Source organism: Stenotrophomonas sp. NPDC077659, from assembly GCF_050268705.1.
Taxonomy (GTDB): domain Bacteria; phylum Pseudomonadota; class Gammaproteobacteria; order Xanthomonadales; family Xanthomonadaceae; genus Stenotrophomonas.
Map to the genome: position 1 here is coordinate 1 of NZ_JBNNHG010000081.1, position 16,042 is coordinate 16,042.

Annotated in this window: 10 protein-coding genes; 1 reads left to right on the forward strand and 9 read right to left on the reverse strand. The window is 67.1% G+C overall.

What is annotated here, in order from left to right:
• The coding region (locus tag ACQKDV_RS12375; RefSeq protein ID WP_427784026.1) for an Hpt domain-containing protein at window positions 1-312 on the forward strand (312 nt) is incomplete at its 5' end.
• Window positions 313-324: 12 nt separating this feature from the next.
• On the opposite strand, the gene ACQKDV_RS12380 is transcribed toward ACQKDV_RS12375, so the two are convergent.
• From ACQKDV_RS12380 to ACQKDV_RS12420, 9 genes are all read right to left on the reverse strand, one after another.
• Window positions 325-1,194 (reverse strand): crotonase/enoyl-CoA hydratase family protein, encoded by an 870-nt coding sequence (locus ACQKDV_RS12380; protein ID WP_427784027.1) that lies wholly within the window; start codon window positions 1,192-1,194, stop codon window positions 325-327.
• Between the two features lie 200 nt (window positions 1,195-1,394).
• Window positions 1,395-3,071 (reverse strand): long-chain fatty acid--CoA ligase, encoded by a 1,677-nt coding sequence (locus tag ACQKDV_RS12385; RefSeq protein ID WP_427784028.1) that lies wholly within the window; start codon window positions 3,069-3,071, stop codon window positions 1,395-1,397.
• Window positions 3,072-3,217: 146 nt separating this feature from the next.
• Complete coding sequence (gene betA, locus ACQKDV_RS12390; protein ID WP_427784029.1) at window positions 3,218-4,900, reverse strand: choline dehydrogenase; 1,683 nt, start codon at window positions 4,898-4,900, stop codon at window positions 3,218-3,220.
• A gap of 18 nt (window positions 4,901-4,918) precedes the next feature.
• A complete protein-coding gene (betB, locus tag ACQKDV_RS12395) occupies window positions 4,919-6,391 on the reverse strand; it encodes a betaine-aldehyde dehydrogenase (protein WP_427784030.1) in 1,473 nt (490 codons plus the stop codon).
• Entirely contained in the window at window positions 6,388-7,023 is a 636-nt protein-coding gene (gene betI, locus ACQKDV_RS12400) for a transcriptional regulator BetI (RefSeq protein ID WP_427784031.1), read from the reverse strand. The genes betB and betI overlap by 4 nt, the downstream gene beginning before the upstream one ends.
• A gap of 146 nt (window positions 7,024-7,169) precedes the next feature.
• On the reverse strand, window positions 7,170-7,802 hold the full coding sequence (locus tag ACQKDV_RS12405; RefSeq protein ID WP_427784032.1) for an AAA family ATPase: 633 nt from the start codon (window positions 7,800-7,802) through the stop codon (window positions 7,170-7,172).
• The gene (locus ACQKDV_RS12410) at window positions 7,802-8,176 is read right to left on the reverse strand and encodes a type II toxin-antitoxin system Phd/YefM family antitoxin (protein WP_427784033.1); all 375 of its coding nucleotides are present in this window, start codon (window positions 8,174-8,176) and stop codon (window positions 7,802-7,804) included. The genes ACQKDV_RS12405 and ACQKDV_RS12410 overlap by 1 nt, the downstream gene beginning before the upstream one ends.
• 478 nt (window positions 8,177-8,654) lie before the next feature.
• Window positions 8,655-11,408 (reverse strand): aconitate hydratase AcnA, encoded by a 2,754-nt coding sequence (gene acnA / locus ACQKDV_RS12415; RefSeq protein ID WP_427784034.1) that lies wholly within the window; start codon window positions 11,406-11,408, stop codon window positions 8,655-8,657.
• A gap of 228 nt (window positions 11,409-11,636) precedes the next feature.
• Window positions 11,637-16,042 (reverse strand): putative adhesin (locus tag ACQKDV_RS12420; protein WP_427784035.1); only part of this gene is annotated, 4,406 nt, incomplete at its 5' end.

Genomic DNA, 16,042 nt, shown 5'->3' on the forward strand with positions numbered 1-16,042 from the left:
ACGTTCATCGACCAGTGCCTGGCCGATGTCGATCTGTGCATGAAGCATATCCAGAGCAGTGCCGAGCAGCAGGACTGGGAAGAGTTCCGAGAGCGGGCCCATGCCCTGCGCGGGGTCACCAGCAATCTGGGTCTGGTGCAGGTTGCGGCCACCAGTGGTGAACTGATGCGGATGGCCGACTGGCAGCTCAAGGCCGAGTGGAGCGTCCGTGTCTCCAGTCTGGCCGCTGCATTGCGCAGCGGCAGGAAGGCGCTCGACGCACGTAGTGCCGGCGTTGTCCGGCAGGACGATGGCGAGCGGTCGCCTTCCTGATCCGCGCGGGCTTCAGGCCCCCTCCCCATTGCGGCGTGCCTGCGCACGGACCAGTCGATCCATCGTGCGCAGGGACTTCTCGCCGAGCTGCATGGCGGTGTCCACCCAGATTTCGGTGATCCGCATCATCTCGTGCAGGGGCACCTGGGTGGCGATCTCGTTGACCTGGCGCATGGCGGCCCAGGCGTGCGGGATGCGCTTGCTGTCCTTGATGACCTGTTCCACCGCCGCCACGCCTTCGCCGACCGGCACCACCACGTCGACCAGGCCCATCTGCTTCAGCTCGCTGGCCGTGTAGAGGTTGCCCTCCAGCATGATCTTCTCGGCCAGGCGCGGGCTGATGCGCTGGCACAGGAAAGAATAGGCGCCCATGCCGGGGAACAGGTCGAACAGCACCTCCGGCAGCCCCATCAGCACGCCTTCCTCGGCGACATTGGTGTGGCAGCTCAACGCGGCTTCGACGCCGCCGCCCAGGGCATTGCCCTGCACCAGCGCGATGCTGTGGGCGCGTGCACCCAGCCCGGCATGGAAGGCGTGCACGCCGCGCACGCAGCGCTGCGCGTAGTCGAGCAGGCGGGCACGGTCGCCTTCGCGGATCAGGCGGCAGAACAGCTCCAGGTCTCCGCCCAGGTTGAAGACATCACTGTCCGATGCCAGTACGACATGGGGCGACAGGACATGCGAGGCCGAGAGGCGTTCGCCCAGATCGCGCTGGTAGTCGACGATATCGTCCACCAGCCGCGAGGCGAAGCAGGGCCGGCCCGGCTGTTGGGCCAGGTGGGCGTGCATGTGGATCCAGTAGACGTTCCTTTGCGGCTCCTCGGTCAGGCGCAGGGTGGGGTGGCGCGAGGGGCGGGCGATGAAGGGATGGACTGCGGACATGGGTGTTCTCCGTATGACCGTCCGGCCGACCGCAGAGCGGACGGAGAAAAGTGAGGGGGCGGGCTGAACGTGCGGCGGCGAGTGATTCTATGCACTGCCTGTGAACCGCCCGCAAGCGGCCAGGCCCCCGCCTGCCGCACAAACAGAAGGCCCGGGTCGTCGCCGACCCGGGCCTGCCGGCTCCCTCTTTCCGCAAACCCTTACGGGGCGGGCGTATCGCGGAGCTCGCGACGCAGGATCTTGCCGACATTGGTCTTCGGCAGCTCTTTTCGGAATTCTACGATTCTGGGGTGCTTGTAGCCGGTAAGGTTGGCCCGCGCGTGTTCCTTGACCATTTCGGCGGTCAGGTTCGGGTCCTTCTTCACGATCACAACCTTCACCACTTCACCGGATTTCTCGTCCGGCACACCGACGGCGGCCACTTCCAGCACGCCCGGCATCATCGCGATGACGTCCTCGACTTCGTTCGGGTAGACGTTGAAGCCGGACACCAGGATCATGTCCTTCTTGCGGTCGACGATATAGAAGAAGCCCTGCTCATCCATCTTCGCCATGTCGCCGGTGTGCAGCCACTGGTCCGCATCGATGGCCTTGGCGGTTTCATCGGGGCGCTGCCAGTAGCCCTTCATCACCTGCGGGCCGCGGATGCACAGTTCGCCGACTTCACCCATGGCCAGGGTGTTGCCGTCGTCGTCCTTGATGCAGGCATCGGTGGACGGAATGGGCAGGCCGATGGCGCCGTTGTATTCCTTCAGGTCCAGCGGGTTGATGCAGGCCGCCGGCGAGGTCTCGGTCAGGCCGTAGGCCTCGACCAGGGTCACCCCGGTCACCTTCTTCCAGCGCTCGGCCACCGCGCGCTGCACGGCCATGCCGCCGCCCAGGGTCACCTTCAGCGACGAGAAATCGACGGTGTCGAAGCCGGGGGTGTTGAGCAGGCCATTGAACAGGGTGTTGACGCCGGTGATGGCGGTGAAGCGCACGGATTTGAGCTCCTTGACGAAGCCCTTCATGTCGCGCGGGTTGGTGATGAGGTGGTTGCAGCCACCGAACTTCATGAAGACCAGACCGTTCGCCGTCAGCGCGAAGATGTGGTACAGCGGCAGGGCGGTGATGATCCATTCCTTGCCCGGCTCGATGCCCGACGCGCTGATCCAGGCCGAGGCCTGCTGCATGTTGGCGATCAGGTTGCGGTTGGTCAGCATGGCACCCTTGGCCACGCCGGTGGTGCCGCCGGTGTACTGCAGGAAGGCGACGTCGTCGTGGTCGATCTCCACCTTGGGCAGGGTGTGGCGGCTGCCCAGCTTCAGTGCCTGGCGGAAGCGGACCGCGCCCTTGAGATGGTAGTTGGGCACCATCTTCTTGATGTACTTGAGCACGAAATTGACGATCGTGCCTTTCAGCCCGAGCAGGTCGCCCAGGCCGGTGGTGATGACATGCTTGACCGGGGTCTCGGCGATGACCTGCTCTGCGGTGTCGCCGAAGTTGTCGACCACCACCAGCGCGCTGACGCCGGCATCGACCAGCTGATGTTTCAGCTCGCGCGCGGTGTACAGCGGGTTGACGTTGACCACGGTAAGGCCGGCACGCAGCACGCCGAAAGTGGCGATGGGGTACTGCAGGCAGTTGGGCATCATCAGGGCGACGCGGTCGCCCTTCTTGAGCTTGAGCTCACCCAGCAGGTAGGCGGCGAACTGCTCGACCAGGGCGTCGGTTTCGCCGTAGGTGAGGATCTTGCCGAAGCTGGAGTAGGCAGGACGGTCGCGGTATTTGGCGACCGAGGCGTCGAAGACCGAAGCTACCGAATGGAACTCATTGATGTCGATCTCGGCGGGAACGCCTTTCGGATAGCTCTGCAGCCAGGGACGATCCAGACTCATATTCCCCCTCCAGGAATCGTTTTTGATGGGTGCGGCGCGGACAGTATCCGCCGAAACCGCTCCCGGCAGCATACCGTCCCGTAGGGAAAACGCGAAGGGGGCGTCTGCGTCAGGTAGTGCCGGCCAGCGGCCGGCACTACCGGAAGTCAGCTGCGGCCGCGTGCCGGGGCGCCGTTGGCCTTGTAGTAGGGCGCGCTGCTGCGCGGCAGCGGCTGGCGGCCGCGGATTACGTCGGCCAGCTTCTCAGCCATCATGATGGTCGGCGCGTTGAGGTTGCCGGTCACCACCTGCGGCATGATCGACGCATCGACGATGCGCAGGGCGTCCAGGCCGTGCACGCGGCCCTGGCCATCCACAACCGCCATCGGATCATCGGCGTGACCCATCTTGTTGGTGCAGGACGGGTGGTAGGCAGTCTCGGCATGTTCACGCACGAAGCCGTCGATCTGCGCATCGGTCTGCAGCTCGCGGCCGGGCGAGATCTCGCGGCCACTGTAGGGCGCCAGCGCCGGCTGCGCGAATATCTCACGGGTGATGCGGATGGCGGCGCGGAACTCGCGCCAGTCCTGCTCGTGCGACATGTAGTTGAACAGGATGCTGGGGTGTACGCGCGGATCCTTGGACACCACATGGACGCGGCCGCGGCTGGGCGAGCGCATCGAACCGACGTGCATCTGGAAGCTGTGTTCCTTGATCGGGTTGGAGCCGTTGTAGTTGATGGCCACCGGCAGGAAGTGGTACTGCAGGTTGGGCCAGTCGAAGGACGCGTCGCTGCGGATGAAGCCGCCGGCTTCAAACTGGTTGCTGGCGCCGATGCCGGTGCCCAGGAACAGCCATTCGGCGCCGATGGCCGGTTGGTTGTACAGCTTCAGGGCGGGCGCCAGCGACACCGGCTTCCTGCATTCGTACTGCAGATACATTTCCAGGTGATCCTGCAGGTTGGCGCCGACGCCGGGCAGGTGATGCACCAGGTCGATGTCCAGGCTGCGCAGCAGATCGGCCGGACCGACACCGGAGCGCTGCAGGATCTGCGGCGAGGCGATGGCCCCGCCGCACAGCAGCACCTCGCGGCGTGCAGTGGCACGCTGGGGCTGGTCGTTGTGCAGCCACTGCACGCCCACCGCGCGCTTGCCCGAGAACAGGATGCGGTCGGTAAGCGCGTGGGTGACGATGGTCAGGTTCGGGCGCGGCTTTGCCAGGTCCAGGTAGCCGCGCGCGGTGCTGGAGCGACGCCCCTTCGGGGTGACCGTGCGGTCCATCGGGCCGAAGCCTTCCTGCTGGTAGCCGTTCAGATCCTCGGTACGCGGGTAGCCCGCCTGCACGCCGGCCTCGACCATCGCCGCGAACAGTTCGTTGTTGCCGGCCTTGGGTGTGGTCACCCGCAGCGGGCCGTCGCCGCCGTGGTAGTCGTTGGCGCCGATGTCGCGGGTCTCGGCCTTGCGGAAGTAGGGCAGGCAGTCCAGGTAGGTCCAGTCTTCCAGGCCGGGCATGCTGGCCCAGTTGTCGTAGTCCATGGCGTTGCCGCGGATGTAGCACATGCCGTTGATGAGCGAGGAGCCGCCCAGGCCCTTGCCGCGGCCGCAGTCCATGCGCCGGTTGTTCATGAAGGGCTCCGGGTCGGTCTTGTACGCCCAGTTGTAGCGCTTGCCCTGCAGCGGGTAGGCCAGTGCGGCCGGCATCTGCGTGCGGAAGTCGAGGCGGTAGTCGGGGCCGCCGGCTTCCAGCAGCAGCACGCTGGCATCGGCATCCTCGGTGAGGCGGGTGGCCAGCACGTTGCCGGCCGAACCGGCGCCGATGATGATGTAGTCGTACTCGTTGGGGGTGCTCATGGTTGCTATCCTTCCGGTTCAGAACGCGCTGGCGTAGTCGCCCAGTTCGACCTGCACCGACTTGATGCGGGTGTAGTGGCCCAGGGTGGACAGGCCGTTCTCGCGGCCGACGCCGGACTGCTTGTAGCCACCGACCGGCATTTCGGCCGGCGATTCACCCCAGGTGTTGATCCAGCAGATGCCGGCTTCCAGGCGGTGGATGATGCGGTGGGCGCGGCTGATGTCACGGCTGACCACGCCGGCGGCCAGACCGAAGGTGGTGTCGTTGGCGCGGCGGACCACTTCGTCTTCGTCGTCGTAGGCAAGGAGGCTCATCACCGGCCCGAAGATCTCCTCACGTACGATGGTCATGTCATCACGGCAGTCGGAAAACACGGTGGGCAGCACGTAGGCGCCTTCGGCCAGCGCACCTTCGCTGGCACGGCCGCCGCCGGTCAGCAGGCGGGCGCCTTCGGCCCTGCCGCTTTCGATGTAACGCAGCACGTTGTGCATGTGCGGAAAGCTGACCATCGGGCCGAAGTTGGTCGCCGCATCCATCGGGTTGCCGATGCGGATGCGCTTGACGCGCTCGACGATGGCCGCTTCGAACGCGGCCAGCATGCTGCGCGGCACGAACACGCGGGTGCCGTTGGTGCAGACCTGGCCGGAGCTGAAGAAGTTGGCCATCACCGCGATGTCGGCGGCGCGGTCCAGATCGGCGTCCTTGCAGATGACCAGCGGCGACTTGCCGCCCAGTTCCATGGTCACTTCCTTCAGTGAGGATGCAGCAGCCGAGGCCATGACCTTCTTGCCGGTGGCCACGCCGCCGGTGAAGGAAATCTTCTCGATCACCGGGTGTTCGGTGAGCCAGTTGCCGATCTCGCCGCCCGGGCCCTGCACGACGTTGAACACGCCGTCCGGCACACCGGCTTCGCTGTATATCCCGGCCAGCTCCAGGGCCGTCAGCGGGGTTACTTCGGAGGGCTTGAACACCATGGCGTTGCCGGCCGCCAGCGCAGGTGCCGATTTCCACAGCGCGATCTGGATCGGGTAGTTCCAGGCGCCGATGCCGGCGACCACGCCCAGCGGTTCGCGGCGGGTGTAGAAGAAGCTCGATTCGCGCAGCGGCAGCTGGATGCCTTCGATGGCGGTGGCCAGGCCGGCGTAGTACTCCAGCACGTCGGCGCCGGTGACGATGTCCACCGTGGTGGTCTCGGCCAGGGCCTTGCCGGTGTCCAGGGTTTCCAGCCGGGCCAGATCGTCATTGCGCTCGCGCAGGATGTCGACGGCACGGCGCAGGATGCGCGAGCGCTCCATCGCCGTCATCGCCGCCCATACCTTCTGGCCTTCGGCCGCGCTGCGCACCGCGCGGTCGACGTCGGCCTGGCTGGCGATCTGCACCTCGGCCAGCACCTGGCCGTTGGCCGGGTTGATGCTCTGGAAGGTCTTGCCACTGGTGGCGTCGACGCGTTGGCCGTGGATGTAGAGCTGTTGCACGGGCAGGGCAGTCATGGGGCACTCCTGGGTACAAGGGGGGAAGGGCGTGAGGCTGCTTGTACGCCCTCGGGCTGTAGCTGGAAGTCGATGTAGGCGTACGCCAGCGCGCGGGCGGCGGCGGTGTCGAACGGAGCACCGACCAGGCTGCCGCGCAGCCACAGGCCGTCGATCATCGCGGCCAGGCCGCGGGCGGCATTGCGGGCGCGTGCGGCCGGCAGTGCGCGATGGAACTGGTGGGCCAGGTTGGAATACAGCCGCTGGTCGTTGATGCGCTGCAGGCGCGCCAGTTCCGGCTGGTGCATGCTCGCCGCCCAGAAGGTGAGCCACACGCGCATGGCCGGGCCGCTGGTCTGGGTCTGGTCGAAGTTGCCATCGACCAGCGCGCGCAGCTGGGCCCGCGGGTTTGCATCAGCCTGCGCGCGGTAGTGGGCGAAGGCGTCTTTCAGTTCGTTGAGTATCTGCCGCATCGCGGCGTTGAGCAGGCCGGCCTTGTCGCCGAAGTAGTGGGCCACGATGCCGGCGGACAGGCCGGCCTGGCGGGCGATGGTGGCCACGGTGGCGTCAGCCAGGCCGATATCGTGGATCACCTGGAAGGTGGCCTGGATCAGCTGCTCGCGGCGGATCGGTTCGATGCCTTTCTTCGGCACGGTCTCACCTGGGCATGGGCGTCGGCCCGAGATGGACAGTATCGGATTTGTTGATTGAACGTTCAATCAACAAAAAGTGAAGGTTGTGTGTGGGTGGAGTTTGAGGGTCAGAGAACTTTGCTTTGAAAAGGTATCCGACCCCGGGCTTACAGGCGCAGGGCGGCTTCCAGCAGCGGGGTGGCCCAGGCGGGGGTGGCTGCCAGCTGGGCGAGGTCGTCGGGCTCGGGGTACAGCATCTGGCCATCTTCCATCTGCAGCAGCAGCTGTGGATCGGGCACGGCCTCACCGGGGGCAGCATCGGCGCTGTTGTCGTAGACCTGCAGCTGGGCCAGCACCGGCATCAGCCGCACCAGGTTCTGCTGGGCCAGCGGCCAGCGCCGACGGATATCGGCCTCGTTGATGGGATGGCCGCCGCTGCGCACCCGCGCCTGCACGCGCGCGATGTGCTGCTCCGGGCTGGACAGGCCGCAGAACCACATCAGCACGTCGTGGCTGTGGCTGGCTTCGTGCAGCAGGGCGGCGATGGAATTGCCACCCAGAGTGGTTTCGAAGGCGTGGTTGTGGCCCTGCTCGAGGGCATCACGGATGCGGTTGACGCCCTCCTGCCAGGCCTGGGCGTTGGCCTCGGCCTGGGACAGGCCCGACAGCTCGCGCAGACCACGGGCAAACGTATCTGGATTGAACCAGTCCAGCCCAGCCTCGCGCAGCACGTGGCCGCCCACCGAACTCTTGCCGGCGCCGTTGACGCCGGCAAGGACGTACAGGAACGGGCGAGACATCAGTGCCCCGTGCCGGCCTTGACCTGTCCCTTCAGGCGGGCCGGGCGGCGCAGCAGGGCACGGGCGGCGTCACCGGCCTGGGCCTGCTGCAGCACGGCCAGACGCTGGTCGAAGCCGGCGCGCAGTTCGGCCAGGCCCGGGGCCTGGCCGCGCAGTTCCTCCAGCGAGGATTCCAGTGCCTCCACCCGCGCCTGCAACGCGCGGTACTGTTCGATGGAGACGATGACCGCCTGCGGCTCGTTGTGGTTGGTGACCACCACCATGCGCTGGTCGCGGACCTCCTGCATGACCTTGCGCCAGTGCTCCTTCACCGACGAAGCGGTGGTGTGGGTCAGCTCGTTGATCGGGTCGAAGCGGACGGGCATGTGAAGCATGGCGGGGCTCCAGCGGGGGTATGGGCCCACCTTACGCCTGTTTCATGCAAATTGCATGAATCTGGAAAAATATGAATATTTCATGGGTCCGTAGCGCCGAGCCTGCGCTCGGCTGATGCTGGCAGGCCGCCTACCGCAGCCGAGCATGGGCTCGGCTCTACAACATCCGGGACGTTATTTGCTGGCCAGCTGGCGCAGCACGTACTGCAGCAGGCCGCCGTGGTGGGCGAGGAGGCGCGTTTGCGAACCACCGGTTCGCGCGCCTCCGCAGCGCCCCCGCGCTGGCGCGGGGGCCGGGCTTCCGCCCATGGGTGGCACGAGACGGTTCAGCGACCCGCCAGCTGGCGCAGCACGTACTGCAGCAGACCGCCGTGGCGGGCGAGGAGGCGCGTTTGCGAACCACCGGTTCGCACGCCTCCGCAGCGCCCCCGCGCTGGCGCGGGGGCCGGGCTTCCGCCCATGGGCGGCACGAGACGGTTCAGCGACCCGCCAACTGGCGCAGCACGTACTGCAGCAGACCGCCGTGGCGGAAGTACTCGACTTCCTTCGGGGTCAGCAGCATCACCGAGACCTCGAAGGTCTTTTTCGTGCCATCGGCCTTGGTCGCGGTCACCGTAGCACGCTTGCTGGCACCGTCTTCCAGGCCGGTGATGTCGATCGTCTCCGAGCCGTCCAGGCCCAGCGACTGCGCGTTCTCACTGTTGCGGAACTGCAGCGGCAGTACGCCCATGCCGACCAGGTTGGAGCGGTGGATGCGCTCGAAGCTTTCGGCGATGACTGCCTTCACCCCCAGCAGCAGGGTGCCCTTGGCCGCCCAGTCGCGCGATGAGCCGGTGCCATATTCCTTGCCGGCCAGCACCACCAGCGGCACGTTATCGGCCTTGTACTTCATGGCCGCATCGTAGATCGCCAGCTTTTCCGGCTGGCCACCGTCGGCCGGGTAGTACAGGGTGTTGCCGCCTTCCTCGCCACCGAACATCAGGTTCTTGATGCGGATGTTGGCGAAGGTGCCGCGGACCATCACGTCATCGTTGCCACGGCGACTGCCGTAGCTGTTGAAGTCGGCTGGCTGCACGCCGCGTTCCTGCAGGAAGCGGCCCGCCGGCGAGTCCTTCTTGATGTTGCCGGCCGGGGAGATGTGGTCGGTGGTGATCGAATCGCCGAACAGGCCCATCACGCGTGCGCCGTGCACATCGTCGATACTGCCGGTCTGCATGGTCATGCCATCGAAGTACGGCGGGTTCTTGATATAGGTGGAGGCGTCGCTCCACTCGTACAGGTTGCCGTCCGGCGAGGCGATGGTGTTCCAGCGGGTATCGCCCTTGAACACGTCGGCGTAGTTCTGCTTGAACATCTCCGGGCCGATGGTGGCGGCAATGACATCGCCGATTTCCTTGTTGCTCGGCCAGATGTCGCGCAGGAACACCGGCTGGCCATCGCTGCCGGTGCCCAGCGGCTGGGTGGTCAGATCGATGTCGGTGGTGCCGGCGATGGCGTAGGCGACGACCAGCGGCGGGCTGGCCAGGTAGTTCATCTTTACTTCGGGGTGCACGCGGCCCTCGAAGTTGCGGTTGCCCGACAGCACCGAGGTGACCACCAGGTCGCCGGCGGCGATGCCGGCGCTGACTTCGGTCGGCAGCGGGCCGGAGTTGCCGATACAGGTGGTGCAACCGTAGCCGACCACATAGAAGCCGATCTTTTCCAGCTCCTTCAGCACGCCGGCCTTTTCCAGGTAATCGGTGACCACGCGCGAGCCTGGGCCGAGCGAGGTCTTCACCCACGGCTGGCGGTTCAGGCCCTTGGCCGCCGCATTGCGCGCCAGCAGGCCGGCGCCGATCATCACCGCCGGGTTGGAGGTGTTGGTACAGGAGGTGATGGCGGCAATGACCACTGCCCCGTCCTTCAGCCGCACCTTGCGGTTCTCGATCTCGATGTCGGCGAAGCCCTTGGCCAGCTGTTCATTGCCGACCGCTGCGCCGCCACCCTCGTTGACGAAAGTGGAGACATCGGCGCTGCGCTTGTCACGGTTGGCGGTGAGGCCGACCAGCGCTTCGCGGTAGTTTTTCTGCACGTCTTCCAGCAGCACGCGGTCCTGCGGGCGCTTGGGGCCAGCCAGCGACGGCTTGACCGTGCCCATGTCCAGTTCAAGCGTGCTGCTGTACTGGGCCGGCGCGCTGCCCGGTTCGTGCCACAGGCCCTGGGCCTTGGCGTAGGCTTCGACCAGGTTGATCTGCTCGTCGCTGCGGCCGGACAGGCGCAGGTAGTTCAGCGATTCGTGATCGATCGGGAAGATGCCGCAGGTGGCGCCATACTCGGGGGCCATGTTGCCGATGGTGGCGCGGTCGGCCAGCGGCAGGTGCTGCAGGCCATCGCCGTAGAACTCGACGAACTTGCCGACCACGCCCAGCTTGCGCAGCATCTGGGTGACGGTCAGTACCAGATCGGTGGCGGTGGCGCCTTCGGGCAGCTTGCCGGTGAGCTTGAAGCCGACCACCTGCGGGATCAGCATGGAGGACGGCTGGCCGAGCATCGCAGCTTCGGCTTCGATGCCACCCACGCCCCAGCCCAGCACGCCGATGCCGTTGATCATGGTGGTATGGCTGTCGGTACCGAACACGGTATCGGGGTAGGCCACGGCCCGGCCGTCCTTGTCGGCGGTCATCACCACGCGGGCCAGGTTTTCCAGGTTCACCTGGTGGACGATGCCGGTGTTGGGCGGCACCACCTTGAAGTTGTCGAAGGCCTTCTGGCCCCAGCGCAGGAAGCCGTAGCGTTCCTGGTTGCGCTGGAACTCGATCTTGCCGTTGAGATCCAGTGCGTCGGGCTTGCCGAACACATCCACCTGCACCGAGTGGTCGATGACCAGTTCGGAAGGGATCTGCGGATTGATCTGCTCAGGCGAGCCGCCGAGCTTGACCACCGCATCGCGCATCGCGGCCAGGTCGACCACGCAGGGCACGCCGGTGAAGTCCTGCAGGACCACGCGCGCGGGCATGAAGGCAATCTCGGTATCCGGCTCGGCGGACGGGTTCCAGCGGGCCACCGCTTCAATATGGTCGGGGCCGACGGTGGCGCCGCCGTCCTCGTGCCGGAGCAGGTTCTCCAGCAGGATCTTCATCGAGTAGGGCAGGTGGGAGATATCGAAGCGCTGGCCCAGCGTGGGCAGGCTGAAGTAGTCGTAAGTCTTGCCGCCGACATCCAGTTGGCGGCGGGTGGAGAACGAATCGCTCATGCGGGATGACTCCTTCTTGCGGATGGCTTGCATTGGCTCGCGCGTGGGCGGGCCTGCTTGCGTTCATGGGGCCGTCGTCGCTGGACCTCCGCCGCGGGCGGCGGGTCACCGTGCGGCGGCCGCCCGGATACCGCTGGGAAGTCTATACCCGAAGATGTGTTGCCGCCGTCATCGCCGGCCTGCCGAACCGATGCGCTGCCTGCAGGGCGGATGCTCGGTGTACGGGGATCATGGCTCGCTCGGGTGCAGGTCCGGGACGTCGTAGGAGGGGCCGTGTTCCCAGGGGTTGGCGCGACCGTTGGCTGGCAGCGGCCGGAACTGCACGACCCGTGGCACATTGTAACGCGGCGTGGGCGCGGCAGATGCCTGTGCGTCCGGCGGGGTATGCGCGGTGGCCGCAGCGCCCTCGGCAGCCAACCGCAGCAGGGTCAGTCGATGGTGTACGAATGGCGCTTCCGGATCGTCGCGGCGCAGTATGTGCAGGGTCAGCGTGGACCGTGCATCCACAGTGGCGCCCGCCGTGCCCTTCGCGGTGTCGCCGCGGGCGCCGCCGGTCGCATCGGCCCGCAACTGCTCGATGACCTCGGCCTCGCTGATGAAGTAGTGGGAGACCGTCGATTCCGGTGCCGTGGCGAGGTTCCGGCAATGGGCGAAAATGATGGAGGTATACTTCTTTCCGCGCTCGTTGGTGAGGTGCTGCAGTTCACTCAGATCCAGGACCTTCTGTACGCCCGTATCCGCGATGACACCCTCGAACGGGCTGTCGATGCCGGCCTCGCCGTTGACCACCAGGATGTCCGTGCCGACTGCGCGCCCGTTCGCAACGCGCCGGCGGTTCCTGAGCAGGCTGCGGGCGATATCGCGTTCGTCGTCGTATTCGTAGTGGTGATGCCGGTAGTTCTGCAGCCCGTCCTGGCGGCCCAGGGTGTTGGCGAGCGACTCCGGCGCATAAGCGGGCCCACCGTTCCAGAGCGTGTGGTCCTGCTGCGGTACGAAGTCCACCCTGGTGATCTCCACGGTGCCCGACGCGGTGGTCCTGAGGGACACATAGGGTGAGTAGCCCGCAGGCGGGTTGACGCACGCGTCGATGCCTGCATCCATCAGCAGGGTGTCATGCGGGGTCATCAGGCCGACCCCGACGTCCGCGGGGATGCGTACCGGCACGGAGCCGGCGGCGGCCTCACTCTCCGAAGGGAGGTACGAGCCGTGGGCCGAGACCACCAGTGCCTGGCTGCCCGATGGGGTTCCATCCTTCGTGCGAGCGCTGTAGCGCAGATACTTGACCTCGCCATCGGTATCGCGGATGGGCGTCCTGCTGATCGCGGCCGGCAGCTTGTAACGCTTGAGGCCATGCACCGGCGCGGCTGCGCCATCGCTGTTCCGTGTCCTGCCCGGCCGGCGTTCGACGTCGGTTCGCGCCTTGCGCGGCACGAACCTGTCGCCCTTTCTCCGGTAGATCCGGCGGGGATCGGTGGCCATGCCGGTCTCTGTCTGCGACCGCGGAATCACCCGGAAACCGCGCGCTTCGGCTTCCCAGCGGGCGCGATGCAGCGTGCCCTGCCTGAGCGGGATGTAGAGGTCGTCGCCGATGCGGTAGGCGCCACGCAGGTGGCCGCTGGCGATCGGTGATGGCAGGGGCTGCTTCGCGTTTCCGGCCTCCGCCGTCGCTGCCTCCAGGCGCTCGCCGGTGCTGGCCGAGGGCATGAAATCCGGTGAACTGAGCAGCAGGTTGATCAGCGTGCTGAGGACCAGGTTGTCGGCATCCTCTTTGGCCGTGGTGGGATGGTCCGTGTCGGCGCGCATGTTTTCCCAGCCTGAGGCGAACTGCATGCCCATGGCACCGTAATTGGCGATCCGCAGGCCACCGTCGACCACGGCCATTTCCACTTCGCCCATTGCCAGCAGTTCCGGCAGCAGCAGTTCGCCTGCGCCGACGGTCATGGCCACTTCCATCAGCACCTCTGCCACGGCTTCCAGTTCCGCCGCGCGCTTTTTCTGCGCGAACTCCTCCTGCGACCGCAGCACCGCCTGTCCCTGCTGCTGCTGGCGCGCCTGGTGGGCACGTGCAAGTTCACCCACCGGGTCATCGGCGGGCGTCACCACGAACCCGGTGGGACTCAGCGTGGTGCTCCAGGTGGCGCCCAGGCCATCGCCTCCGCTGATGCCGCCGTTGGCAAACCCACGGTTGACATGCGCGTTCACGGCGCCCTCCTGCAGGCGGTCCGGCGCGTAGAACTGCCGCAGCCACGCGATGTCCGGGTTCTGCAGCCGCCGCCCGCCGCCGAACAGGCTGCGCCCGAAGACCAGGCGACGTGCCGGCAGCGCCAGGCCGATGGGGACGGCGAGGTATTCATCCGGGGCTTTGCCTGGCAGCAGGATCACGCCGTCGGCGGTGTCCGATGTGTGCTGCACGGTGAGCAGCAGGGGCCTGGCATGGCCGTTGCGCACCGCTTCGGCCTGGGCCGCATAGTGCGCGCGGTCGGCAGGCGCGATGCCCTGCAGCGTACACGAGGTGCGCTGCAGGCGCAGGTTGTCGAGCCGGGTGGACAGGAACAGGTCGATCTGCAGCGCAAGGGCGGCCTGGTAGTCGGCATCGCCCGCCCGCTGGCTGAAGGTGCGGTCCCATGCCGCCCGCAGGACCGCCGGCACGGGGGGATGGGTGCCTTTCATCAGTGTCCTGAGTGACGGATTGCCTGCCACCCCTGCGGGTTGCTGCTCCTGGCACAGGTCCACGGTCGCGGCCACGGCCTGCTGCACGTGACGGTGTGCGCTGCTGCGGGCGCGGGCGACGATGGTGGCTTCGTCGCAGCGCTCTGCGGGCGTGCGCACGATCGCCCAGGCGACCGGCTTCTGGTAGCGGAAGTGGTAGGGCATGCGGCCGGTATGGAGCATCTGCCCGTCGCGCACTTTGGCCCAGCCGGAGAAGGTGACCTGCTGGTCGAGCACGTCCGCAGGCGTGCCCTTGAAGCGCCCCAGGTATTTCTGGATGAACAGGCGCAGGTTGCCGCTGGTGCCGTGCCAGCCCTTCTGCAGGGACTGGTTCACGGTGCGCAGCAGCGTGTGCGCGCGTTGTGCGGGGCGGGCGGCGCCGGCGGATTCACCGATGGCCTGCAGGCGGCCCAGGGCGGCTGCCGTGGCGGGGCTGGCGGCCCGGAGGTAGGCCAGCATCCATGGCTGCCAGGGGCGGCTGCGCGCGGCCACCCGGTTGAGCAGGTCGGCCAGTTGCTGGAGGACGTCCGGCGTGTTCAGTTCCGGCGGCGCGGCCCCGTCCTCGCCGGCCACGATCTGTATGTGCTCGCCGGCAACGGGCGTCAGGAAGGCGGCGGAGGGATGATCATGGGCGGCGTTCCGGAACAGTTCGGCCAGCGGGTAACGGTTGTCTTCGGCTTCGGTCCATTGCGCACCGATGCCGGCGCGTACCCGCAAGGGGTTCAGTTCGGAATGGGTGTACCGGATCCACAGCGATGCCAGGCGGGTGCTGATTGCCGCTGGCGAATGCCCGCCCACGCGCTGCAGGCAGGACCACAGTGCGGGCACATACGCTCGGATGCTGGAGGCCAGTGGCGTGTCCGGTGACCCCTGCGATGGGCTGGCGGTGGTGGCCGGTGGCACCGCTGGCGTGACCTTGCCGGCACGTGCGATGACCTTGCGCAGCGGCGGGCGGATGGCGGCGGATCCGGGTACCTGCAGCGGTGGTGCGCGCCGTGGTTCGGGATCGGCGGTGGCCGAGGCCAGATCGAACAGGTTCAAGCGCCTGTCGATGCGCTGCAACAGGCCGGGTCCATCGTCCGGGCCAGTCGCTCCGGTCTGCGCCGGGCGTGCAGCGACGTTGGCACCGTGCGCTGCCGGGGCCCACGCATTGTGCCGCGCGGCCAGCGCTTCGCGTGGCGTCCGGCGGCGTTGCTCGAAGGCCTGCAGGCGGTCGCGCGCTTGCTCGAAGGCCTGCTGTCGCGAGGCGTGTGCCGGGAAGGTGAGGGCCTCGGCTTCGGCATCCAGCGAGCGTGCCACCAGGGTGGCGTAGCGCCTGTCCAGCGCGCCGGCGGGCTCGCTGCGCGCATGGTGGGCCGCGTCGGCCCGCAGCGCATCCAGATGGCGGTGCAGCCGCTGGGCGGCCTCGACATGCTGTGCGCCACGCGTGAGTGCCGGTTGCAGCAGTTCCAGCAGGGCGGCCAGCATGTCGGCATGGCCGCCGTTGCTGCGCAGCATGAGGGCCAACGCCCGGTCGTGTACGCAGGGCTCGCTGCATCGCACCTCGTCGAAGGCACGTTGCAGGCAGCCTGGCAGCAGCGTGCTCAGGTGCAGTCCGGGCGCGCGGACGCGTTCGGCTTCCAGGCGGCGCGCCAGAAGAGGAATGTCCAGAAGGATGCCCTGGGCCATCTCCTGCTCGGCAATCCGGCGGCTGATGAGAGCGATGTCGTTCAGGCGCGATCGGGCCAGCACCGGGCTTGCGTCGCGGATGATCAGTAGTTGCCTGAGGCCGAGCAGCCGTGACCGGGCGGTCTGTTCGCGCTCCTCAACCCGCTGCGGTCGGTTGCGCAGGGTATCGGCCACGTTTTTCCAGGCGTGGCTCCAGTTGAAATGGTCGTTCAGTGCTTCACGTGCCTGCTGCCGCGCGGTATCGAGCGTCGCGTCGG

Excerpts from the sequence above, each read along its gene's own strand:
- ACQKDV_RS12380 (WP_427784027.1), bottom strand. The coding sequence starts at position 1,194 with ATGTCCGCAGTCCATCCCTTCATCGCCCGCCCCTCGCGCCACCCCACC.
- ACQKDV_RS12385 (WP_427784028.1), bottom strand. The coding sequence starts at position 3,071 with ATGAGTCTGGATCGTCCCTGGCTGCAGAGCTATCCGAAAGGCGTTCCC.
- betA (WP_427784029.1), bottom strand. The coding sequence starts at position 4,900 with ATGAGCACCCCCAACGAGTACGACTACATCATCATCGGCGCCGGTTCG.
- betB (WP_427784030.1), bottom strand. The coding sequence starts at position 6,391 with ATGACTGCCCTGCCCGTGCAACAGCTCTACATCCACGGCCAACGCGTC.
- ACQKDV_RS12405 (WP_427784032.1), bottom strand. The coding sequence starts at position 7,802 with ATGTCTCGCCCGTTCCTGTACGTCCTTGCCGGCGTCAACGGCGCCGGC.
- ACQKDV_RS12410 (WP_427784033.1), bottom strand. The coding sequence starts at position 8,176 with ATGCTTCACATGCCCGTCCGCTTCGACCCGATCAACGAGCTGACCCAC.
- acnA (WP_427784034.1), bottom strand. The coding sequence starts at position 11,408 with ATGAGCGATTCGTTCTCCACCCGCCGCCAACTGGATGTCGGCGGCAAG.